Below are 22162 nucleotides of genomic sequence, written 5' to 3'. Positions count from 1 at the left end.
TCGGGATTCGCAAGCGCGTGCGGTTGTAGGGCGAGGTGCTGCGGCCGGTCCGCCGACAGCCCTCCGTGACCACCCGATGTGATCTCCGTCACCTTTTCGGGTGGTGGTCCGCCGACCGCCCCACGGGTGCCACACCGCCCGCACCCCGAGGCGCAAAAGGGGCATTTCACCCGTAGGTGTCGCCGGGTCCCTTGCTCCCGGGCGCGCGCAGCGGGCCGTAGCGGCGGGGCCCCGCACCGGGCCCGTGCACCTTGATCAGCCGGACCGCGCCGTGCCCGAGGTCCTCGTTGAGCCGGGCGACCAGATTCGGCGCGAGCAGCCGCAGGTTCGTCGCCCAGGCCGTCGAGTCGCAGCGCACGGCCAGCACCCGCTCGTCCTCGTCGTACCGCTCCGGCACGCAGTGCTTGGCCACGTCCGCGCCCACGATCTGCGGCCAGCGGCCCATCACCCCGCCGACCGCGGCCGGGGTCTCCCAGCCGCGCTCGGTGATCAGCCGGTTGATGGCCGCCCCGAGCGCCATCGGGTCCCGGCCGTCGGCGCGGGCACCCGAGCGCAGACCTCCGCCGCGCCGCGCCTGCTTCTTCTGCCGCGTCGCGTCCCCCCGCGCGCGTGCCGCCTCCTTGGCCGCGCGCAGCGCCACGCGCGCGAGGTCGACGCCGGAGGGCTCGGGGGGCCGCCCGGACGCCTTGGGCGGCGGCGCCGCCCCGGTGGCCTTCCCGGCACCGGCCGCCGGATCGCTCCCGCCGCTCATACGCGCTCCACCGCCCCGTCCGACACGGTGAACCGCGTGCCCGCCAGCACATGCGGTACGTCGTCGTCGACCGCCGCCGTCACCAGGACCTGCTCGCCGGGCGCGACCAGCTCGGCCAGCCGCTCGCGGCGCCGGGCGTCCAGCTCGGCGAAGACGTCGTCCAGGACCAGCACCGGCTCGTTGCCCTCGGCGCGCAGCAGGTCGTAGGAGGCCAGGCGCAGGGCGAGGGCGTAGGACCAGGACTCCCCGTGGGAGGCGTAGCCCTTGGCGGGCAGCTGTCCGAGCTTGAGCACCAGATCGTCGCGGTGCGGGCCGGCCAGGGTGACGCCCCGCTCGATCTCCTGCTTGCGGACCTCGGCGAGCGCGGCCATGAGCTGCGCGAACAGGTCCTCGCGGGTGTGCGCGTCACCGGGCGCCGACGGCTTGTACTCCAGGGCGACCGGTCCGCCGCCGGGCGCCAGCTGCTCGTACGCCTTGTCGGCCAGCGGCTGGAGGGTGGCGATCAGGTCGAGGCGCTGGGCCAGCAGTTCGGCGCCCGCGCGCGCGAGGTGCTGGTCCCACACGTCCAGGGTGGACAGGTCCGCCCCCGTCCGCCCGCCGTGGCGGCGGGCGAGCGCCGCGGACTTCAGCAGGGTGTTGCGCTGCTTGAGGACCCGTTCGTAGTCGGAGCGGACGCCCGCCATCCGCGGGGAGCGGGCGGTGACCAGCTCGTCGAGGAAGCGGCGGCGCTCACCGGGGTCGCCCTTGACCAGGGCGAGGTCCTCGGGCGCGAACAGCACCGTCCGCACGATGCCGAGCACGTCACGCGGTCTGACCTGCGAGGAACGGTTGATACGGGCTCGGTTGGCGCGGCCGGGATTCAGCTCCAGCTCGACCAGCTGCTGCCGCTCGCCCTGCCGGACCTGCGCGCGGATCACCGCCCGCTCGGCGCCCATGCGGACGAGGGGGGCGTCGGAGGAGACCCGGTGGCTGCCGAGGGTGGCGAGGTAGCCGACCGCCTCGACGAGGTTCGTCTTGCCCTGGCCGTTGGGACCGACGAAGGCGGTGACGCCCGGGTCCAGCGGGACCTCCGCCCGGGGGTACGAGCGGAAGTCGGCCAGCGACAGATGCGTGACGTGCATGGTCGTGCGCCGGCCTCCTCCAGCGGGTGGACCGCCGGACGGTCCCGTGTCGTACGGGCCGTCCGGGGCCCGGGTCCTCGCGGTTCTCGGACCGCGACGTCCTTCGGACTACTTCTTCTCTACGGCGTGGCCGCCGAACTGGTTGCGCAGCGCGGCGATCATCTTCATCTGCGGCGAGTCGTCCTGCCGGGAGGCGAACCGGGCGAACAGCGAGGCCGTGATCGCGGGCAGCGGCACGGCGTTGTCGATGGCCGCCTCCACGGTCCAGCGCCCTTCACCGGAGTCCTGGGCGAAGCCGCGCAGCTTCTCCAGGTGCTCGTCGTCGTCCAGCGCGTTGACGGCGAGGTCGAGCAGCCAGGAGCGGATGACGGTGCCCTCCTGCCAGGAGCGGAAGACCTCGCGGACGTTGTCCACGGAGTCGACCTTCTCCAGCAGCTCCCAGCCCTCGGCGTACGCCTGCATCATCGCGTACTCGATGCCGTTGTGGACCATCTTCGCGAAGTGACCCGCGCCCACCTTGCCCGCGTGCACCGAGCCGAAGTCGCCCTCCGGCTTGAGCGCGTCGAAGACCGGCAGCACCCGGTCGACGTGCTCCTGGTCGCCGCCGTACATCAGCGCGTAGCCGTTCTCCAGGCCCCACACGCCGCCGGAGACTCCGCAGTCGACGAAGCCGATGCCCTTGGCGGCCAGCTCCTTCGCGTGCTTCTCGTCGTCCGTCCAGCGGGAGTTGCCGCCGTCCACGACCACGTCACCCGGTTCGAGCAGCTCGGCCAGCTCGTCGATGGTCGACTGGGTCGGGGCTCCGGCCGGGACCATCACCCAGACCACGCGCGGGCCGTCCAGCTTGTCCACAAGCTCTTGCAGGCTGTGGACGTCCGCGAGGTCGGGGTTGCGGTCGTATCCGAAGACGGTGTGGCCCGCGCGGCGTATCCGCTCGCGCATGTTGCCGCCCATCTTGCCGAGGCCGACGAGACCGAGCTCCATCAGTTGTGTCCTTAGGTGTCCGACGTGATGTGGGGGCACTGGAGTGCCCGGCTCCGAGCCTAGACCCGGACGCTCGGGCACATCCGTGGGCATACGCGCTCAGACGTACGCGCGTACGCCCCCACCGTCGGGCCGGGACGGGCTGCTCAGCCGCTCAGGCGGACCGGCATGATCAGGTACTTGTACGCCTCGTCCGCCTCGGCGTCCACGGCCGGCTTGCCGCTGAGCAGCGCGGGCTTGGTGGACGTGGTGAACGACAGCTGGGCGACCGGGGAGTCGATGGCGCTCAGGCCGTCCAGCAGGAACGTCGGGTTGAAGGCGATGGAGATGTCGTCGCCCTCCAACTGGGCGTCGACCCTTTCCACAGCCTGTGCGTCGTCGCTGGAGCCGGCCTCCAGGATGAGCACGCCCTGCTCGAAGCTGAGCCGGACCGGGGTGTTGCGCTCGGCGACCAGGGCCACGCGCTTGACGGCCTCCACGAAGGGGGCGGTCTCGATGACGGCGACGCTGTTGAACTCGGTGGGGAACAGCGTGCGGTACTTCGGCAGGTCGCCTTCGAGCAGGCGGGTGGTCGTCCGGCGGCCCGCGCCCTCGAAGCCGATCAGGCCCTCGCCCGCGCCCGAGCCGGAGAGCGCGAGGATGACGCTGTCGCCGCTGGTCAGCGCCTTGGCGGTGTCCTGGAGCGTCTTGGCGGGCACCAGGGCGACCGCGGAGACGTCCGGGTTCTCCGGCTTCCACAGGAACTCGCGGACCGCGAAGCGGTAGCGGTCGGTGGAGGCCAGGGTGACCGTGTCGCCCTCGATCTCGATGCGGACACCGGTGAGCACGGGCAGCGTGTCGTCGCGGCCGGCGGCGATGGCGACCTGCTGCACCGCGGAGGCGAAGACCTCGCCGGGGACCGTGCCGGTGGCGTTCGGCATCTGGGGCAGGGCCGGGTACTCCTCCACAGGCAGGGTGTGGAGGGTGAAGCGCGAGGAGCCGCAGACCACCGTCGCCCGTACACCGTCTGTGGAAATCTCCACCGGCCGGTTGGGGAGCGCGCGGGAGATGTCGGCGAGCAGCCGGCCGGAGACCAGGACGGTGCCCTCCTCCTCGACCTCGGCGTCCACCGAGACGCGCGCGGAGACCTCGTAGTCGAAGCTCGACAGGCTCAGCTGGCCGTCCTCCGCCTTCAGCAGCAGGCCGGCGAGAACAGGCGCCGGCGGACGGGCCGGGAGGCTGCGTGCCGCCCAGGCCACTGCCTCCGCGAGTACGTCGCGTTCCACCCGGATCTTCACCGTAAGCCGCCTCCTGCTGTTGCTACTGAGTCCTCCGACTCGGTGTCACCGCCCGCTGTGACGGGAGGAGCACCGGGGACCAGTCTGACGCACCGCACTGACAGTAGGTGCCGGTCGGGGTCAAGTCGCTCCGAGGGGCGGCCGGGCTCGAGAGCGCGAGTTGTGCACAGGACCCGCTTCGAAACGGATTCCGCTCTCTTACTGGTTGGGAGTAGTAGTAGGGCCTGTGGATACCGTGGATAACCACGTTTGCCCAGCTCAGCGCGGGAATTTTGTCCACTGACCCTGTGGGTGACGCCGGTGGACAACTCGGGGTCTCTGTGGAGAACAGAAAGTTCTGCACACCTAACCCACAGATCGAGGGCAGTTCTCCCCAGCTGCGTCCCCAGGTTTACCCACGTTTCCCACACCCCAATCCGGCACCTTGGTGTGACGGCTTTCACTCGACACGGTGACCGGGGGCGTCGCGTTGCCGAACAGTGGACAACCATGTGGAGAAGCGGCCGATCATTGGGGACAACCAGCCACAGCCTGTGGGTTGTCCGTGGACAACTTCGTGCACAGCCTGTGGATCTCCGCTTTGTCCACAGGCTGTGGAGATCCTTCGTCCACGATTCCACAGGGGGCTGAGCTGGGCGGACGCTCGATCCTCAGCCTGCCTGTGGACGCCGTTCGGGACAACTTCCCAGTCCCCAGCATGTGGACGGAAGAAAGTCGCCCAATCTGTGGAGGGCGGCCGTAACCCGGCAGGTAATCGAACAGCGGGGACTGGTGGGCGAGGTGCGGCCGGGCGCCGATCGCGTCCGGGCCGCCCGGCGCGAGGGCTGCCCGAGGGCGGTCCGCGGGAGGTCCGAGGGCGGGCCCCGGCGGTTCGAGGCCGGTCCGTGCCGGGCCGCGGGCGGCCTCGCGCCGGGCCTCAGAAGGCCTTCGCGCCGGTGCCGGGCCTCCTGGGCACTGCGAAGGGCGCCCCCGCGGATGCGTTCCGCGGGGGCGCCCTTCGTGCCAGCTCGTGCTGCCCTGCGCCGTCGTACGGCGGGTGGTCAGCCGTTCTTGATGCGGTTGGTCAGCTCGGTGACCTGGTTGTAGATGGAGCGCCGCTCGGCCATCAGCGCGCGGATCTTGCGGTCGGCGTGCATGACGGTCGTGTGGTCGCGGCCGCCGAACTGCGCGCCGATCTTCGGCAGCGACAGGTCGGTCAGCTCACGGCACAGGTACATGGCGATCTGGCGTGCCGTGACCAGCGCCCGGCCGCGCGAGGTACCGCACAGGTCCTCGACCGTGAGGCCGAAGTAGTCGGCCGTGGCCGCCATGATGGCCGGCGCCGTGATCTCGGGCGCGCTGTCCTCGCCGCCGGGGATGAGGTCCTTGAGGACGATCTCCGTCAGCCCCAGGTCCACCGGCTGCCGGTTGAGCGAGGCGAACGCCGTGACCCGGATCAGCGCTCCCTCCAGCTCGCGGATGTTGCGCGAGATGCGGGAGGCGATGAACTCCAGCACCTCCGGCGGGGCGTTGAGCTGTTCCTGCACCGCCTTCTTGCGCAGGATCGCGATGCGCGTCTCCAGCTCGGGCGGCTGGACGTCGGTGATCAGGCCCCACTCGAAGCGGTTGCGCAGCCGGTCCTCCAGGGTGACCAGCTGCTTGGGCGGCCGGTCCGAGGACAGCACGATCTGCTTGTTGGCGTTGTGCAGCGTGTTGAAGGTGTGGAAGAACTCCTCCTGCGTCGACTCCTTGTCCGCCAGGAACTGGATGTCGTCGACGAGGAGGATGTCCATCTCGCGGTAGCGCTTGCGGAAGCTGTCGCCCTTGCCGTCGCGGATGGAGTTGATGAACTCGTTGGTGAACTCCTCCGAGCTGACGTACCGCACGCGCGTGCCCGGGTAGAGGCTGCGCGCGTAGTGCCCGATCGCGTGCAGCAGGTGCGTCTTGCCGAGACCCGACTCGCCGTAGATGAACAGCGGGTTGTACGCCTTGGCGGGTGCCTCGGCGACGGCCACGGCGGCGGCGTGCGCGAACCGGTTGGACGCGCCGATGACGAACGTGTCGAAGAGGTACTTCGGGTTGAGCCGCGCGGTCGGCTCGCCCGGTCCGTGGCCCTGCCCCGAGTGCCCGGCCGCATGGCCTGAGCCGCCGCCGGACGGGGACGGGACCGCCGGACCGCCGCGGTGCGCGGGCCCGCCGCCCGGCGGCGGCTCGGGCAGCTCCCGGCGGACCGGGTCGCGCTGGTCGTACTCGGACCGGGCGGAGTCGTAGTCGGAGCGCGAGGGGTCGTACGCGGGGCGCTCCACCGGACGTGGGCGGTAGTCCTGGGACGGGGAGTACTCCTGGGACGGCGGATAGGGCTCGTGCCCGCCGCTGTACGCGTCCTTGGCGCCGCCGTACCCCTCCGGCGCGCCGTAGCTCTCCTGCGGTCCGTACTGGTCGCGTGAGCCGTACGGCTCCTGGGCGGGCGACGCGTACGGGTCCCGCTCCGGGAAGCCGAGCCGCTGCTGCTGCCAGCCGTAGTCGTCCTGGGCGGGGCGCGGCCAGGACCCGGGCGTGGGGCGCTGGTAGTCGCCGTACTCCGCGGGATAGGCGGGGCGGGCGGTCGGCAGCTGGTCAGCGCCGTCGGCCGGGCCGGGGCGCGGGGGCAGCGGATCGCCGCTCGCGCCGCTCTTGCCGGAGCCGCCGGGGCGCTCGTCGCCGCGGCCGGGGCGGTCCTGCCGCTCGCGCCGGTCGTGCCGCCCGGGGTGGTCGGGGTGGTCGTGCTGGTCGCGCCGCTCGGAGTGATCGGGGCGGTCCGCCCGGTCCGAGCGGTCCGGGCGGTGGGGCTCGGCCCGGTGCCGGCCGTATCCCTCGTATCCGCCCTGGCCGGTGGGGAGTTCCTGCTCCTCGTACTCCCCGTACTCGTCGTAGCGCTGCTTCGAGGACGGGGGAGCCGCCGGGGAGGGCTGGGCCGATGGTGCGGGGGGCTGGGACTCGCCGATGGAGCTGTCGACGGTGATCGCGATGCGGATCGGCCGGCCGCACTCGCGGCTCAGGCTCTCGCTGACGACCGGGGCCAGACGGCCCTCCAGGACGTTCTTCGCGAATTCGTTCGGCACGGCGAGCAGCGCGGTGTCCGCGACCAGCGCGAGCGGCTGGCAGCGGCGGATCCAGCGTCCGTCCTTGGTCTCCAGGCCCTGCCCCCGGCCCTCGCCGAGGAGCTGCTCCAGTACGCGTGGCCACACTGCGGCAAGATCGGCAGGTACGTCAGCCACAGGGCACGCTCTCTCACGGGGTCCCACGAACGTGTGGTTCGGGACGGGTCGGGATGTAAACGGGGGACAAGGGAACGAAGGGGAGTCCGCCCACGGTAGTCAGCGCGGCGGGTACCGTTCAAGTTGTTGTCCCCAGGCTGTGGACAAGTGTGTCCCGGCACTGCGCGGTTTGACCGGATGGCCTAGCCGCGCGTACCGTAACCAGGTCGAGTTGTCGATGGCTGCTGCCGCCTGCCTCCGAAGGGCACAGATCGCGTCAAGGTGATCGGTCAAGCGGTACACACGCGCGTGACTACGAGCTGATCGTGGGCGCACGGTGACAGCCAGGACGGCACCCCGCCACTACCGATTCTTTCTGGAGCCCCCGAGTGAGCAAGCGCACCTTCCAGCCGAACAACCGTCGTCGCGCGAAGACCCACGGCTTCCGGCTGCGTATGCGCACCCGTGCCGGCCGCGCGATTCTCGCGTCCCGCCGTAGCAAGGGTCGCGCCCGTCTGTCCGCCTGATCCCGGTCAGGTCATGCCGTCGTGCTGCCCACCGAGAACCGGCTGAGGCGGCGCGAGGACTTCGCGACCGCGGTACGACGAGGACGCCGGGCCGGCCGCCCACTCCTCGTCGTCCATCTTCGTAGCGGTGCAACGGACCCGCACGCGCCTGGGGAGAGCGCTCCCCCGACGCGTGCGGGTTTCGTCGTGAGCAAGGCAGTGGGCGGCGCGGTCGTACGCAACACGGTGAAGCGAAGGCTTCGCCATCTGATGCGCGACCGGGTCGACCAGTTGCCCCCCGGTAGCCTGGTAGTCGTACGAGCGCTACCCGGTGCGGGCGACGCCGATCACGCACAACTGGCCCGCGACCTGGATGCCGCCCTTCAACGACTGCTGGGAGGGGGCACGCGATGAAGTACCCGCTGCTGGCCCTGATCAAGCTGTACCAGTGGACGATCAGTCCACTGCTCGGGCCGGTCTGCAAGTACTACCCGTCGTGCTCCCACTATGGCTACACGGCCATCGACCGGCACGGCGCCGTCAAGGGAACGGCACTCACCGCCTGGCGCATCCTGCGCTGCAACCCGTGGTCGCTGGGCGGTGTGGACCACGTTCCTCCGCGCAAACGCCCGCGGTGGCACGAATCGCTGCGTGCCGCCTGGCGTGCGCGCAAGGGCGGGCCCTCCGCCGCCGAACCGGCCACCGACGGGGACCTCCCGCCGAGCCCGGCCGCGAAGACCTCGTCCCATGCCCAAGGAGCATGATTAGTGGACACGATTGCCAGTTTCTTCAGTTTCATCACCTGGCCCGTCTCCTGGGTCATCGTCCAGTTCCACACGGTGTACGGGGCGATCTTCGGACCTGATACCGGCTGGGCCTGGGGCCTGTCCATCGTGTCCCTGGTGATCCTCATCCGTATCTGCCTGATCCCGCTCTTCGTGAAGCAGATCAAGGCGACACGGGCGATGCAGACGCTCCAGCCGGAGATGAAGAAGATCCAGGAGCGCTACAAGAACGACAAGCAGCGCCAGTCCGAAGAGATGATGAAGCTGTACAAGGAGGCGGGCACCAACCCGCTCTCCTCGTGCCTTCCCATCCTGGCGCAGTCCCCGTTCTTCTTCGCCCTGTACCACGTGCTCAACGGCATCGCCTCGGGCAAGAAGATCGGCGTCATCAACGACTCGCTGCTGGAGAGCGCCCGTCAGGCGCACATCTTCGGCGCGCCGCTCGCCGCGAAGTTCCTGGACGGCGCCGACACGGTGCAGAAGCTCGGTGCCTCGCTGACCGACGTCCGGGTCGTCACCGCGATCATGATCGTCCTGATGTCGGCGTCGCAGTTCTACACGCAGCGCCAGCTGATGACGAAGAACGTCGACACCACGGTGAAGACGCCGTTCATGCAGCAGCAGAAGATGCTGATGTACGTCTTCCCCATCATGTTCGCCTTCTTCGGCATCCGCTTCCCGGTCGGTGTCCTCGTCTACTGGCTGACCACCAACGTGTGGACCATGGGCCAGCAGATGTACGTGATCCACAACAACCCGACCCCGGGTTCCAAGGCCCAGGCCGCCTACCTGGAGCGCCTGTACAAGCACGTCACGCACCACGGCAAGATCCGCAGCCGGGGCGAGAAGGCCATCGTCAAGGCGATCGTCGCCAAGGGCCGCGACCGCAACGAGTTCGAGCGCAAGTTCGTCAACGGCCTGACCAAGGCCGGACTGGCGGCCCAGGCCGACGGCACCGTGATCAAGAGCGACACCGCCACCGTCGTGGAGACCGAGGACGGCACGGTCACCACCACGGCCGGCACCACTCCCCGGCGCCAGCAGCCCAAGCGGCAGAGCAAGTCCCAGCGCCAGGGTGGTGCCAAGGCAGCCGGCACCGGCGAGTCCGAGCAGGCTCCGTCGCTGACCAAGGCCGAGACGGAGAGCGAGTCCGACGCACCGCAGGACACTCCTCCCGCCGCTGCCAAGAAGCCGGCCGCCAAGTCGGCGGGCGGCACCCGCAGCAAGGCCCAGTCCGGCCAGCGCAAGGGCCCGCAGCGCCCCAAGTCCCCGTCCAAGAAGTAAGAAGGAGCCCATCCCGTGACGGAAGGCACCACCTCCGCCGCTGTCGAGGGCGCAGACGCCCTGACCCGCCTGGAGCAGGAGGGCGAGATCGCGGCGGACTACCTCGAGGGTCTGCTGGACATCGCCGACCTCGACGGCGACATCGACATGGACGTCGAGGCCGACCGCGCCTCTGTCTCGATCATCAGCGACGCCGGCACCCGTGACCTGCAGAAGCTGGTCGGGCGGGACGGCGAGGTGCTGGAGGCGCTCCAGGAGCTGACGCGGCTGGCCGTGCACCGGGAGACCGGTGACCGCAGCCGTCTGATGCTGGACGTCGCGGGCTACCGCGCCCAGAAGCGGACCGAGCTGTCCGAGCTGGGTGCCAAGGCCGCGGCCGAGGCCCGGAGCACCGGCGAGCCCGTGAAGCTCAAGCCGATGAGCCCGTTCGAGCGCAAGGTCGTGCACGACGCCGTCAAGGCCGCGGGCCTGAGCAGCGAGTCCGAGGGCGAGGAGCCGCAGCGCTTCGTCGTCGTGCTCCCCGCCTGAGCGGACCCCGCGTTCCACCGGCCCCGTCTGTAGCGCAGACGGGGCCGAACTTTGTCAGCCTGGTAGTTCTGATGGTCGGCGCTGATCGCGCTGATGCGGTACGGAAGGACGGTTCCCGTGACGGAGGCAGCGGAGCTCCCCCCTGCGCCCGAGCAGGCACGTGAGGTATTCGGTGATCGCTTCGCGGATGCGGTCCGGTATGCCGAGCTGCTGGCCGAGGCAGGGGTCCAGCGAGGGCTCATCGGCCCACGGGAGGTGCCCCGCCTGTGGGAGCGGCACCTGCTGAACTGCGCGGTGCTCTCCGAGGTCGTCCCCGAAGGGGTGACCGTGTGCGATGTCGGCTCCGGCGCCGGCCTGCCGGGCATCCCCCTGGCCCTGGTCCGGGACGACATCAAGATCACGCTGCTGGAGCCGCTGCTGCGGCGCACCAACTTCCTCACCGAGGTCGTCGAGCTCCTGGGACTCGACCATGTCACCGTCGTCCGGGGACGCGCCGAGGAGCTCATGGGCAAGATTCCGCCGGTCCATGTGGTGACCGCCAGGGCAGTCGCCCCGCTGGACCGACTGGCCACCTGGGGCATCCCGCTGCTGCGCCCCTATGGCGAGATGCTGGCGCTCAAGGGGGACACGGCGGAGGAGGAGCTGAAGAGCGCCGGAACCGCGCTGAGCAAACTCGGTGCGGTGGAGACCTCCATCCTGCATGTGGGTGAGGGGATCGTGGATCCGCTGTCCACCGTGGTCCGTGTGGAGGTCGGCGAGAGTCCGGGCGGAGTGCGCTTCGCCGCGAAGCGCGCGAAGGCGGCCCGGACGGGCCGGGTGCGCCGGAGGCGATGAGTCTCTGCTCCGCCGGGCGGACTCCGCTGGGAGGCGCCTGGCGGAGTGTCGCTCACAAAAAGGGCGAATTGTTGTCATCGTGTTTCACGTGAAACGTCGCTCACTGCTGCACGGCATCATCAACCGCGGCCGCGCTGCGGCCCATCCCCGCGACCGCAAGCCTCTCGGTTCACCCAGAGAGGGAACGGAGTTGTCCACAGAGGTGGATTTCTCCACAGAACGACAGGCCTCACTGGTTCGCGACCCCGAAGGCATGGGAGGCTCTGTTCATCGCGAGCCTGAAGTCGAGGAGAGTGAATCCTTGCGGTCCGACGCCAACATCGCGGGACCGATGACCGATCCGGTCCCCGGTCCCCGTACCGAGTCGATCGGGGAGCATGTTTCACGTGAAACACCGCCCCCGATGGACGACACCCCCATCGGTCGTGCTGCCCAGCTGGCGGTCGAGGCTCTAGGCCGGGCCGGCGAGGGCCTGCCCCGCCCCGAACAGACCCGTGTCATGGTGGTCGCCAACCAGAAGGGCGGCGTCGGCAAGACGACGACGACCGTCAACCTCGCTGCCTCGCTGGCTCTGCACGGCAGCCGGGTCCTGGTGGTCGACCTCGACCCGCAGGGCAATGCCTCCACCGCGCTGGGGATCGACCACCACGCCGAAGTCCCGTCGATCTACGACGTGCTGGTGGAGAGCAAGCCTCTGGCGGAGGTCGTCCAGCCCGTTCCCGATGTCGAGGGTCTCTTCTGCGCCCCCGCCACGATCGATCTCGCCGGTGCGGAGATCGAGCTGGTGTCCCTGGTGGCCCGGGAGAGCCGACTGGAGCGGGCCATCCAGGCGTATGAGCAGCCGTTGGACTACATCCTCATCGACTGCCCGCCCTCGCTCGGTCTGCTGACGGTCAACGCCCTGGTAGCCGGCCAGGAGGTCCTCATCCCGATCCAGTGCGAGTACTACGCGCTGGAGGGACTGGGGCAGCTTCTGCGCAACGTCGATCTGGTGCGGGGGCATCTGAACCCCACCCTGCATGTGTCGACCATCCTGCTCACCATGTACGACGGCCGGACCCGCCTGGCGTCCCAGGTCGCCGACGAGGTGCGCAGCCACTTCGGCGACGAGGTGCTGCGGACGAGCATTCCCCGCTCGGTGCGTATCTCCGAGGCACCCAGCTACGGGCAGACGGTGCTGACCTACGATCCAGGATCGAGCGGTGCCCTCTCCTACCTTGAGGCGGCACGAGAAATCGCGTTGAAGGGCGTCGGGGTCAGCTATGACGCCACGCATGCCCACATCGGCGCACAGAGCGACCCGAGCATGGTGGAGGGGATCCAGTGAGTGAGCGACGGAGGCCTGGGCTGGGCCGGGGCCTGGGGGCCTTGATCCCTGCCGCTCCGACGGAGAGGACCCCGCTGCCGGGTCCGGCGGGCCACCCCGGCCCGGTGCTGATGTCCGACCGGGGAGTGGCCGCGGCCAAGGTGGCCATGGTGCCGCCCCCGCCGGTGGGCGCCCACTTCGCGGAGATCCCCCTGGATTTCATCACACCGAACCCTCGTCAGCCCCGTGAGGTCTTCGACGAGGAGGCGCTGACCGAGCTGGTCACCTCCATCAAGGAAGTCGGCCTGCTCCAGCCGGTCGTCGTACGGCAGATCGCTCCCGAGCGCTACGAGCTCATCATGGGCGAGCGGCGCTGGCGGGCCTGCCGTGAGGCCGGGCTCGAAGCCATTCCGGCGATCGTACGAGCCACGGACGACGAGAAGCTGCTGCTCGACGCCCTGCTGGAGAACCTGCACCGGGCCCAGTTGAACCCGCTGGAGGAGGCCGCCGCCTACGACCAGCTGCTGAAGGACTTCAACTGCACCCATGACCAGCTGGCCGACCGCATCGGCCGCTCCCGTCCGCAGGTCTCCAACACCCTGCGCCTGCTGCGGCTCTCGCCGGCGGTGCAGCGCCGAGTGGCCGCCGGAGTGCTGTCGGCCGGACATGCGCGGGCGCTGCTCTCGGTCGAGGACTCGGAGGAGCAGGACCGGCTCGCCCACCGGATCGTGGCCGAGGGCCTCTCGGTGCGGGCCGTGGAGGAGATCGTGACGCTCATGGGGTCACGGCCGCAGGCATCACCGCGGTCGAAGGGACCGCGTGCCGGAGCTCGTCTGTCTCCCGCCCTGTCCGATCTCGCGACCCGGTTGTCCGACCGCTTCGAGACCCGCGTGAAGGTCGACCTGGGGCAGAAGAAGGGCAAGATCACCGTCGAGTTCGCCTCGATGGAAGACCTTGAGCGCATTCTCGGCTCGCTGGCTCCCGGTGAGGGGCCCGTGCTTCAGAAGGGCCTGCTGGACGGCGGTCCGGAGGAGACCGAGACGGACTCCTGACCCCTCGGCGGGCAGGGCGGACAGACGCTCCGCACAGGCGGGCCGTGAACCGGCGGAACATCACCGGTTCACGGCCCGCCTTTGCTTCTCCTCGGTGTCCACCGAAACCCATCGTGGATACGATGCGATCAGGTATGACGCATCCATTTGACGCCTCGTCCCGGAGGGACGGCCGCTCGTGACGCAGCGGGCGAAGGAAGCGAGGATCAGCCTTCATGGGCCGTAGGCTCCTGCCGCTCACTCTGGACAACCTTGAGGATCTTCCCCAGCGCTGTCGCGCATGCGTCTTCTGGGAGCTGGACCCGGTCAGTGGCGAGGCCGCGGTCAGAGCGGGCAGGCCCGCCGTGGAGAAGGAAGCCTGGATCTCCGCCGTCCTGTTGGACTGGGGATCGTGCGGTCGCGTCGCCTACGTCGACGATGTGCCGGTGGGATTCGTGCTCTACGCCCCGCCCGCCTATGTGCCCCGCTCCACAGCGTTCCCGACGAGCCCGGTCTCACCGGACGCGGTCCAGCTGATGACCGGCTTCGTACTGCCCGGCTACCAGGGACAAGGGCTGGGGCGGGTGCTGGTGCAGAGCGTCGCCAAGGATCTGCTGCGCCGCGGCTTCAAGGCCATCGAGGCATTCGGGGACGCCCGCTGGAAGGAACCCGCCTGTGTGCTGCCGGCGGATCATCTGCTGGCGGTGGGCTTCAAGACGGTCCGGCACCACCCCGCTCACCCCCGGCTCCGCCTGGAGCTGCGCTCGACCCTCTCCTGGAAGGAAGACGTGGAGATGGCACTTGACCGGCTGCTGGGAGCGGTACAGAAGGAACCGGCACTGCGACCGCTGTGAACCCGTTGCATGCGAAGGGGCCGACCCTGACGGGCCGGCCCCTTCGTGTTTCACGTGAAACATGCACCGCCGGTCGCGGCGCGGGTCACTAGGTCAGGTCCTAGCTAGGCGATGAAGTCCTCAAGGTCGCGGACGATCGCGGCCTTCGGCTTCGCGCCGACAATGGTCTTGGCGACCTCGCCGTTCTGGTAGACGTTCAGCGTCGGGATCGACATGACGCCGTACTTGGCAGCCGTGTCCGGGTTCTCGTCGATGTTGAGCTTGACGATCTCGATCTTCTCGCCGTACTCGGCGGCAATGGCTTCGAGGGACGGGGCGATCTGGCGGCAGGGACCGCACCAGGCGGCCCAGAAGTCCACCAGTACGGGCTTGTCGCTCTTCAGGACGTCCTGCTCGAAGGAGGCGTCGGTCACGTGCTTCAGGGTGCCGGCCACGGCGGGCTCCTTAGTTTCTTCGCGTTCGTGCGGGGTGGGGCGGTCAGGGGGTCAGACAGTGGTCTTCTCGGGCTCTGCCTGCTGCTCGTTGTCCGCGAGAGCAGCAAGGAACCGCTCGGCGTCCAGGGCGGCGGAGCAGCCGGTGCCCGCGGCGGTGATGGCCTGGCGGTAGGTGTGGTCGACGACGTCACCGGCACCGAACACACCGGTGAGGTTGGTGCGCGTGGAGGGCGCGTCGACCTTCAGGTAGCCCTCTTCGTCCAGGTCGAGCTGGCCCTTGAACAGCTCGGTCCGCGGGTCGTGGCCGATCGCGATGAACAGACCCGTCACCGGGAGGTCCGAGAGTTCGCCGGTCTTGACGTTGCGCAGCTTCAGGCCGGACAGCTTCTGCTCGCCCTGGACCTCGGCGACCTCGCTGTCCCAGACGAACTTGATCTTCGGGTCGGCGAAGGCGCGCTCCTGCATCGCCTTGGAGGCGCGCAGCGTGTCCCGGCGGTGGACGATCGTCACGGACTTGGCGAACCGGGAGAGGAAGGTGGCCTCCTCCATCGCCGTGTCGCCGCCGCCGATCACGGCGATGTCCTGGTCCTTGAAGAAGAACCCGTCACAGGTCGCGCACCAGGACACACCCCGGCCGGAGAGGGCGTCCTCGTTGGGCAGACCGAGCTTGCGGTGCTGCGAGCCGGTGGTGACGATGACGGCCTTGGCCCGGTGCACGGTGCCCGAGGTGTCCGTGACGGTCTTGATCTCACCCGTGAGGTCGACGGAGACGACATCGTCCGGGATCAGCTCGGCGCCGAAGCGCTCGGCCTGGCCCCGCATGTTGTCCATGAGGTCCGGGCCCATGATGCCGTCGCGGAAGCCGGGGAAGTTCTCCACCTCGGTGGTGTTCATCAGCGCACCACCCGCGGTGACGGCGCCTTCGAACACCAGCGGCTTCAGCGACGCGCGCGCGGTGTAGAGGGCCGCCGTGTAGCCGGCGGGCCCGGAGCCGATGATGATCACGTTGCGGACGTCGCTCACGGCTTGTTTCCTCGTCTCTGGACTGTGTCCTACGGCCGGTGGAGCTTCTCTCGGTGCTCTCACCCCACCCAACGGATCCTAAGGGGCGTGCATTCCCGGTGTCCTCGGGCACACGGGGGCACCCGGACATGGCGGAAGTACGGAGCACGGCAATGAGGCGGGGTGCTTTCGGGAATCCCTGCTCAGGAGCGCGTATAGGTGTGTGACAACAGGACCCGGGCCGTGATGGCGGGATCGTGCACACAGGACGCGTCCACGACATAGGCGGTGACCCGGGAGCTCACGCCGGAGGGATCGGACAGCACCACCAGATAGGCGTCCTGGTCGGCGTAGAGGCCCGGTTGCGCGGCGAGCGCGGCGCCGGAGCTGTGGATGCCCTGGCGGACGCAGGAGGGGACCGCGGCGGTCGGGTCGTCCTTGAGGATGTTCGGCTGCTCGGTGCCTGGGCTCGTGCGCGTGGTGGCGCCGGTGTCCGGACCGGCGTCTGTGCCGAAGCTGTGCGGGGCGCGGGTCGTGCCCTGCGTCCGCGGTGTCCCGTCGAGCAGGCTGGTGACCTGACGCGCGAGGGTTCCCTCGGAGAAGGTCTGTGCGGAGGTGCTTGAGGGGGCAGAAGCTGCCGTGCCGGCGTGCTGGTCGTCGCTCTGGGAGGTCAGGACGACCGTGACGACTCCGAGTGCGGTGACGGTGAGAGCGGCGCCCAGGACGGCGATCCCGCGGCGCACACGGCGCGGGCGCGGTTTACGGCCGGGGCCGGTGCGGGATGCCCGGACGTTGCCGATCGGACGGTCCGCCGTGGGAGGGGGTGATGTTTCACGTGAAACATCGCCGCTTGTTTCACGTGAAACATGGTGGTCGCCACCGGAGGTCTTCTCCTCAGGGGTGGCGAGGGGAGGCATTGCGGCGAGGGGAGGTTCCGCGGCGAGCGCGGCGTCGATCCGGTCCGCGATGTCGCCCGGCATCTGGTGCGGTGCCGGGAGGGTGCCGAGCAGGCCCCGGATCTCGTCGAGCGAGGTCCGGACGTCGGCGCAGTCGGCGCAGGTGCTCAGATGCCGTCGCAGATCCTCGGCCCGGGAAGGCGCGAGCAGTCCTTCGGTGAAGTCGGAGATCTCCGAGACGTCCGGGTGCCCGTCCGTGTCCGTCGTGGCAGTCACGCTCGCCCACCTCCGCCCTTCACCGCAGCTGAATCGCCTGGCTCGCCGTTGCGTGTCTCCCGGCCCGGAGGACCCGCCGCCGGTGGGACGGATGCCCCCTGCGTCCGGTTCCGTCCCGGGCCCGGCGCCTCGCCGGCCTCGGCGCCGGAGCCGTTCGGCCGGAGATGGGTGAGCAGAGGGAGGAGCCTTGCTCTGCCCCGGGCGCAACGGCTCTTCACCGTGCCCACCGGAACATCGAGGACGCGGGCGGCCTCGGCGACGGGATATCCCTGCATGTCCACGAGCACCAGAGCGGCCCGCTGGTCGGCCGGGAGTGTGCCCAGCGCCTCGATGAGCTGCCGCTGCACGTCGTTCCGTTCGGCAGGCGCGGAGGCCGACTCGTGCGGCTCAAGCAGCTGCTCCAGGCGCTCGGTGTCGTCCACCGGGGAGGTCTTCCGTGAGGCCGCCTTGCGGACCCGGTCGAGGCAGGCATTGACCGTGATCCGGTGCAGCCATGTGGTGACGGCCGACTGCCCGCGGAAGGTGTGGGCAGCCCGGTAGGCGGAGACGAACGCGTCCTGCACGGCGTCAGCGGCCTCCTCGCGGTCCCCGAGCGTGCGCAGGGCGACCGCCCAGAGCCGGTCGCGGTGACGCCGCACGAGTTCACCGAAGGCGTCGTGGTCGCCCTCCACATGGCGGGACAGGAGGTCCTGGTCGCTCGCGTCGTGGTAGGCGCTGTCGTCCGCCATCGGGCCTCTCCCCCTCGGTGCGGCGTCAGCCGGCGAACTTCACTTCGGTGATCGCCTGCTTGTAGCCGGCGGTGCTGTACGTGTTCGCGTCGGCACCCGAGTAGGGCATGGCGGTGATCCAGACGAGGACGTACCGGGTCTTCTCCGGCTTGGCGGTCTTCATCGTGACGGTGGCGCCGCTGGTCGTGGCGTCGCCGATCTTCCGCATCGACTCCAGCGACCCGGGGGACAGGGAGTCCGCCGCGTACAGCTCGACCGTGGTGTGGTCGCCGCTGTAGAGGAGGCCGGCGGACGCCTGACTGAGGTTCTGTTCCGAGCCGAGGTCGTAGACGATCCCCACACCGGGCTTGAACGGTGCGAGGGGCGGGCCCTCCATGAAGGTGCTCGTCTTCCAGTACGTCGACGGGTTGCCGTCGTACGTCTTGCCGACGTCGCCTGGGTGCTGTGCGTCCCCCTTGGCGATGAACTCCTGCGCCCCCTGGACGGGGAGGGGCCGGAGCGGCTTCGGCTGCTGCTTGTCCTTCTTGTCGCTGCCGTCCTGCGTCTGGGTCTGGCTGTCCTTGGTTGACTTGCCGCCCTGGTCCATCAGGGCGTCGGCGAGCTGCCAACTGCCCAGCCCCAGCGCGGCGATGAGCAGGGCGGAGACAGCCCACTTCAGGGCCTTGCCGGTCCGGCTCTGCAGCGGGGGCGGCGGGGCAGGCACCGGCTGGGTGACGCCGGGGCGCGGTGCCGGGCGTCCGTACGTGCCCTGCTGGTACGACGTGCCCTGGTACTCCGGCGGTGCGGTGAAGACGGGCTCCGGCGGACGGATCCGCGGCATCTCACCGATCGCCTTCACCAGCTCCTCCGGCGTCGTGCACGGAGACTCGTGACGCGAGGCGGTGGCGCCCTCGTTGACCAGGGCGCGCATGGCCAGCTCGGACAGACCGCGGTGGACCCCGGCGCGGACCTGGTCCGGCGGGATGAGGCCGACGGCCTTGGGCAGGCCGGACAGCCCGTAGGCGTCGTTCTCGTACGGCCAGCGCTGGGTGAGCGCGGCGTACAGCAGCGCGCCGATCGCCTCGGTGTCGGCCCGCTGCGGTGTCTCGGAGCTGATCCCGCGGAGCGCGGCGTTCACGGCCAGGCCGCGGATGCGCCACTGACCGGTGGAGGCGCGGAGCACCGCGTTCGGGTTCAGACGCAGATGGGCCAGGCCCTCGCGGTGCGCGACGGCCATGGCGGAGGCGACCTGGCTGACCAACTGGTAGGCGTCGTGCGGCTCCAGCGGGCCCGTGGACAGCAGGGTGGTCAGCTCGGTGGCGTCGGGAAGCCACTCGTGGACGACGTAGACGAGGTCGTTCTCCTCGACGGCGTCGAGGACCTGGACGAAGCGCGGGTCCCCGAGCAGGGCCGAGGAACGGGCCGCCGCCAGGACCGAGCGGGCGCGGGAGTGGTCGGCGGGCAGGATGTGCACGCCGACGGCCCTGCGGAGCTTCTCGTCCACCGCGCGCCAGCTGCTGAATCCGTCCAGACGGGTGACGCACTCCTCCAGGCGGTAGCGTCTGGCCAGTTTGTGACCGCTGTGCAGTTCGGGCGGTGAGGCCTTCTGACCGGGACGCTCGGTCCCGCCGCTCCCCTGCGCCTCGTCGTTGTCCGTGTCCCGCTCCCGGTTCTGGGCCACCCCGTCGGCCGTGGACTGGTCCGCCTCGGCGGTCAGCGGCTCGTCACCGCTGTTGTCTGCCACGTCGACGGCAGCCGTGCTCCGTTCCGCCACCGTCGCTCCTGCCTCCCCATCCATCGCGCTGTCCGACGCCGAAACCAATTGTGCCCACAGTCCGGCGCTATGCACGACACACGGCGGCGGACGATGGTTGTGCGCCTACCCCCGCCTCAACGTCCCAGCCGTCCGCGGACCATGCCCACGAGCGAGTTCATCTCCTCGATCCGCATGCGCCGGGCCGCGACGAAGAAGATGCCGAGCAGCAGCAGACCGCCGGCCAGCAGCGCGGCGAACGAACCGACGACGCCCTGGCCCAGCAGGTGGCTGATCTCGTAGCAGGCCGCGCCGCTGACCAGCGCCGCCGGCACCGCGGCGATGCACAGCCGGGCGTAGGTCCGCAGGACGCGGGAGCCGTCGAGGTCGCCGCCGAGCCGCTTGCGCAGCCTGCTCCAGGCGACCCCCACACCGATCGCGTAGGCGAGGCCGTACGCGGCGGCCATGCCGATCACGGCCCAGCGGGCCGGCAGCACGAAGTAGCACACGGCCGAGGCGCTCGCGTTGACCGCGGCCACGATGACCGTGTTGTAGAAGGGCGTCCGGGTGTCCTCGTAGGCGTAGAAGGCACGCAGGACGACGTACTGCACGGAGTAGGGAATGAGGCCGAGGGCGAAGGCCATCAGCATGAATCCCATGTTGGTGGCCTCACCGGTGCCCGAGGAGCCGAAGATCAGGGTGCACATCGGAATGCCGAGCGCGAGGAACCCGAAGGCGATCGGCACGATGGCGACGGCCGTGGTGCGCAGCCCCTGCGAGATGTCGTCGCGGACGGCGCCGGTGTCGTCCTCGTGGGCCGAGCGGGAGATCCGCGGCAGCAGGGCGGCCATCAGGGAGACGGTGATGATGGCCTGCGGCAGACCCCAGATCAGCTGGGCGTTGGCGTAGGCGGCGAAGCCGACGCCGTCGACGGAGGACTGCTTGCCCGCCGCGGTCGACAGCCGGGTGACGATGATCGCGCCGGCCTGGTTGGCGAGGACGAAGAGGATGGTCCACTTGGCGAGGCTCGCGGCCTTCCCGAGACCCTGCCCCCGCCAGTCGAAGCGCAGCCGCAGCCGGAACCCGGTCTCCCGCAGGTACGGGATCATCGCCAGCGCCTGGACGATGAGACCGAGCAGGATGCCCACACCGAGCAGCCGCTGGCCCTCCGGCGGGATGCTCGCCACGCCCATGCCGGAGTGGGCGGCGGTGCCGTACACCCAGATGAACGTGCCGAGCGTCACGATGATGACGATGTTGTTCAGGACCGGGGTCCACATCATCGCGCCGAACTTCCCGCGCGCGTTGAGGACCTGCCCCATCACCACATGGACGCCCATGAAGAAGATCGAGGGCACGAAGTAGCGGGTGAAGGTGATGCCGACCTGGTTGGCCGCCGGGTCGCCCGCCACCGACGGGGACAGCACCCGGATCAGGAGCGGCGCCGCGACCACCGCGAGCACGGTGAGCGCTCCCAGCGCCACCATGACCAGCGTCAGCAGCCGGTTGGCGTAGGCCTCGCCGCCGTCGTCGTCGTCCTTCATGGCCCGGACGAGCTGCGGTACGAAGACCGAGTTGAGGCCGCCGCCGACGGTCAGGACGTAGATCATCGTCGGCAGCTGGTAGGCGATCTGGAAGGTGTCGCCGAGCAGGCCGACGCCCAGCGCCGAGACGATCATCGCGGAGCGGATGAAGCCCGTGAGCCGGGAGACCATCGTGCCGGCCGCCATCACGGCACTGGACTTGAGCAGCCCCGACGCCTTGCCGCCCTTCTTCGCCGCCGGGGCGGCCGAGGGGGCGGGGGCAGGTGCCTCGGCCACGGTCCGGGTGGCGCCGGGAGCAGGGGCGTAGGGACCCATCGGGCCCTGACCGGCGCCCGGGACCGGCGCGGGGCCGGGTACGGACGTCGGCTCGGGCTGCGGCGGGTACCCGCCCATGTCCTGCGGGACCTGGTAGTCCTGTCGGCCGGCCTGGTAGCCCTGCTGGTCCGCGGGCGGGTACCCGTAGCCCTGCTGGTCCTGGTAGGCGGGCTGCCCGGGGGCCTGGTAACCGCCCTGGCGGGGGTCGTAGCCGTACGGCCCGGCCTCCTGCTGGTTCTGGTAGGCCGCCTGCCGGGGGTCCTGGGGGTAGCCGCCCTGCTGCTGGTCGCGGAAGAGGTGCGCGAAGGCGTCCGGCTCGTGCTGCTCCTCGGCGGAGTGGCTGACCAGGTCGTCGACGCCCACGAACTGCGTGGTGCGGGGATCCTCGCCGTACGGCAGGTACTGGGTGGTGCCCGACGGCTCGGGCGGCGGGGTCTGGGCCCAGATCCGTGGGTCCGGCGGATACGGGGATGGTGGTGGGCTGCCGTACAGCGGCTGCTGCGGCTCGTACGCGCCCGGCGGTGGTGGCGGGTGCGCGGCGCGGTCGTACAGCGCCTCGCCGACCGGGTCCTGGGCGGTGAGGTCCTGCTGCCGGTACGGGTCCTCGGCGTAGGCGTCCTGGAGGTACATGTCCGCGGGCGGCTGCTGCGGCACCTGGCCGTGCTCGGGCGGCGGGGTACCGGGGTGGCCCGAGCCGTCCACGGCCCGGCCGTGGTCAGGGTCGTACGGCGCGTTCATGGTTACCCCACCTCATCGTCC

At 70.2% G+C, this 22162-nt stretch carries 20 protein-coding genes; 9 read left to right on the top strand and 11 right to left on the bottom strand.

The annotated features are described in order from the left end of the window. Positions 1 to 166: 166 nt before the first annotated feature. The 5 genes from A8713_RS15775 to dnaA all read right to left on the bottom strand — a co-directional run bounded on the left by A8713_RS15775 (position 167) and on the right by dnaA (position 7369). Positions 167 to 751, bottom strand: a complete 585-nt coding sequence (locus tag A8713_RS15775; RefSeq protein ID WP_064534080.1) for a DUF721 domain-containing protein — start codon at positions 749 to 751, stop codon at positions 167 to 169. Beyond that, positions 748 to 1872 (bottom strand): DNA replication/repair protein RecF, encoded by a 1125-nt coding sequence (gene recF, locus A8713_RS15770; protein WP_064534078.1) that lies wholly within the window; start codon positions 1870 to 1872, stop codon positions 748 to 750. The genes A8713_RS15775 and recF overlap by 4 nt, the downstream gene beginning before the upstream one ends. A gap of 108 nt (positions 1873 to 1980) precedes the next feature. Then, entirely contained in the window at positions 1981 to 2856 is an 876-nt protein-coding gene (gnd, locus tag A8713_RS15765; RefSeq protein ID WP_064534076.1) for a phosphogluconate dehydrogenase (NAD(+)-dependent, decarboxylating), read from the bottom strand. A gap of 146 nt (positions 2857 to 3002) precedes the next feature. Continuing rightward, the gene (gene dnaN, locus A8713_RS15760; protein WP_018566212.1) at positions 3003 to 4133 is read right to left on the bottom strand and encodes a DNA polymerase III subunit beta; all 1131 of its coding nucleotides are present in this window, start codon (positions 4131 to 4133) and stop codon (positions 3003 to 3005) included. A gap of 1040 nt (positions 4134 to 5173) precedes the next feature. Further along, the gene (gene dnaA / locus A8713_RS15755; RefSeq protein WP_079158982.1) at positions 5174 to 7369 is read right to left on the bottom strand and encodes a chromosomal replication initiator protein DnaA; all 2196 of its coding nucleotides are present in this window, start codon (positions 7367 to 7369) and stop codon (positions 5174 to 5176) included. A 368-nt stretch (positions 7370 to 7737) separates the two neighbouring features. Between dnaA and rpmH the strand changes: the two genes are divergently transcribed. The 9 genes from rpmH (at position 7738) to A8713_RS15720 (ending at position 14476) form a co-directional block, all read left to right on the top strand. After that, positions 7738 to 7875, top strand: a complete 138-nt coding sequence (gene rpmH, locus A8713_RS32285; RefSeq protein WP_003956500.1) for a 50S ribosomal protein L34 — start codon at positions 7738 to 7740, stop codon at positions 7873 to 7875. A gap of 21 nt (positions 7876 to 7896) precedes the next feature. Next, positions 7897 to 8268: a ribonuclease P protein component gene (rnpA, locus tag A8713_RS32280; RefSeq protein WP_078510028.1), complete on the top strand. Its 372-nt coding sequence runs from the start codon at positions 7897 to 7899 to the stop codon at positions 8266 to 8268. Next, positions 8265 to 8618, top strand: a complete 354-nt coding sequence (yidD, locus tag A8713_RS15750; protein ID WP_018566215.1) for a membrane protein insertion efficiency factor YidD — start codon at positions 8265 to 8267, stop codon at positions 8616 to 8618. Before rnpA ends, yidD begins: the two co-directional genes overlap by 4 nt. 3 nt (positions 8619 to 8621) lie before the next feature. Next, on the top strand, positions 8622 to 9923 hold the full coding sequence (gene yidC / locus A8713_RS15745; RefSeq protein WP_064534071.1) for a membrane protein insertase YidC: 1302 nt from the start codon (positions 8622 to 8624) through the stop codon (positions 9921 to 9923). Positions 9924 to 9938: 15 nt separating this feature from the next. After that, on the top strand, positions 9939 to 10451 hold the full coding sequence (locus A8713_RS15740) for a Jag family protein (RefSeq protein WP_064534069.1): 513 nt from the start codon (positions 9939 to 9941) through the stop codon (positions 10449 to 10451). A 117-nt stretch (positions 10452 to 10568) separates the two neighbouring features. Further along, positions 10569 to 11285, top strand: coding sequence for a 16S rRNA (guanine(527)-N(7))-methyltransferase RsmG (rsmG, locus tag A8713_RS15735; protein ID WP_064534067.1), 717 nt, complete (start codon positions 10569 to 10571; stop codon positions 11283 to 11285). A gap of 253 nt (positions 11286 to 11538) precedes the next feature. Continuing rightward, positions 11539 to 12612 (top strand): ParA family protein, encoded by a 1074-nt coding sequence (locus tag A8713_RS15730; protein WP_078510029.1) that lies wholly within the window; start codon positions 11539 to 11541, stop codon positions 12610 to 12612. Then, positions 12609 to 13643, top strand: coding sequence for a ParB/RepB/Spo0J family partition protein (locus tag A8713_RS15725; protein WP_064534064.1), 1035 nt, complete (start codon positions 12609 to 12611; stop codon positions 13641 to 13643). The genes A8713_RS15730 and A8713_RS15725 overlap by 4 nt, the downstream gene beginning before the upstream one ends. Positions 13644 to 13858: 215 nt before the next feature. Continuing rightward, positions 13859 to 14476, top strand: a complete 618-nt coding sequence (locus tag A8713_RS15720; protein WP_064534062.1) for a GNAT family N-acetyltransferase — start codon at positions 13859 to 13861, stop codon at positions 14474 to 14476. A gap of 104 nt (positions 14477 to 14580) precedes the next feature. Here A8713_RS15720 and trxA read toward each other — a convergent pair whose 3' ends face one another. From trxA to murJ, 6 genes are all read right to left on the bottom strand, one after another. Then, on the bottom strand, positions 14581 to 14910 hold the full coding sequence (trxA, locus tag A8713_RS15715) for a thioredoxin (RefSeq protein ID WP_018566222.1): 330 nt from the start codon (positions 14908 to 14910) through the stop codon (positions 14581 to 14583). 51 nt (positions 14911 to 14961) lie between these two features. Further along, positions 14962 to 15933, bottom strand: a complete 972-nt coding sequence (gene trxB, locus A8713_RS15710) for a thioredoxin-disulfide reductase (protein ID WP_064534060.1) — start codon at positions 15931 to 15933, stop codon at positions 14962 to 14964. Between the two features lie 182 nt (positions 15934 to 16115). Beyond that, positions 16116 to 17084, bottom strand: coding sequence for an anti-sigma factor family protein (locus tag A8713_RS15705; protein WP_064534058.1), 969 nt, complete (start codon positions 17082 to 17084; stop codon positions 16116 to 16118). Next, positions 17081 to 17812, bottom strand: a complete 732-nt coding sequence (gene sigM / locus A8713_RS15700; protein ID WP_064534057.1) for an RNA polymerase sigma factor SigM — start codon at positions 17810 to 17812, stop codon at positions 17081 to 17083. Before sigM ends, A8713_RS15705 begins: the two co-directional genes overlap by 4 nt. A gap of 25 nt (positions 17813 to 17837) precedes the next feature. Beyond that, positions 17838 to 19565 carry a protein kinase family protein gene (locus A8713_RS15695; protein ID WP_064534055.1) on the bottom strand — a complete coding sequence of 576 codons (1728 nt, stop codon included), beginning with the start codon at positions 19563 to 19565 and terminating at the stop codon, positions 17838 to 17840. A gap of 116 nt (positions 19566 to 19681) precedes the next feature. After that, positions 19682 to 22141, bottom strand: coding sequence for a murein biosynthesis integral membrane protein MurJ (murJ, locus tag A8713_RS15690; protein WP_064534053.1), 2460 nt, complete (start codon positions 22139 to 22141; stop codon positions 19682 to 19684). Positions 22142 to 22162: the final 21 nt, after the last annotated feature.

This window comes from Streptomyces sp. SAT1 (genome assembly GCF_001654495.1).
GTDB lineage: Bacteria > Actinomycetota > Actinomycetes > Streptomycetales > Streptomycetaceae > Streptomyces > Streptomyces andamanensis.
This window is presented reverse-complemented; position numbering and strand designations above follow the sequence as displayed.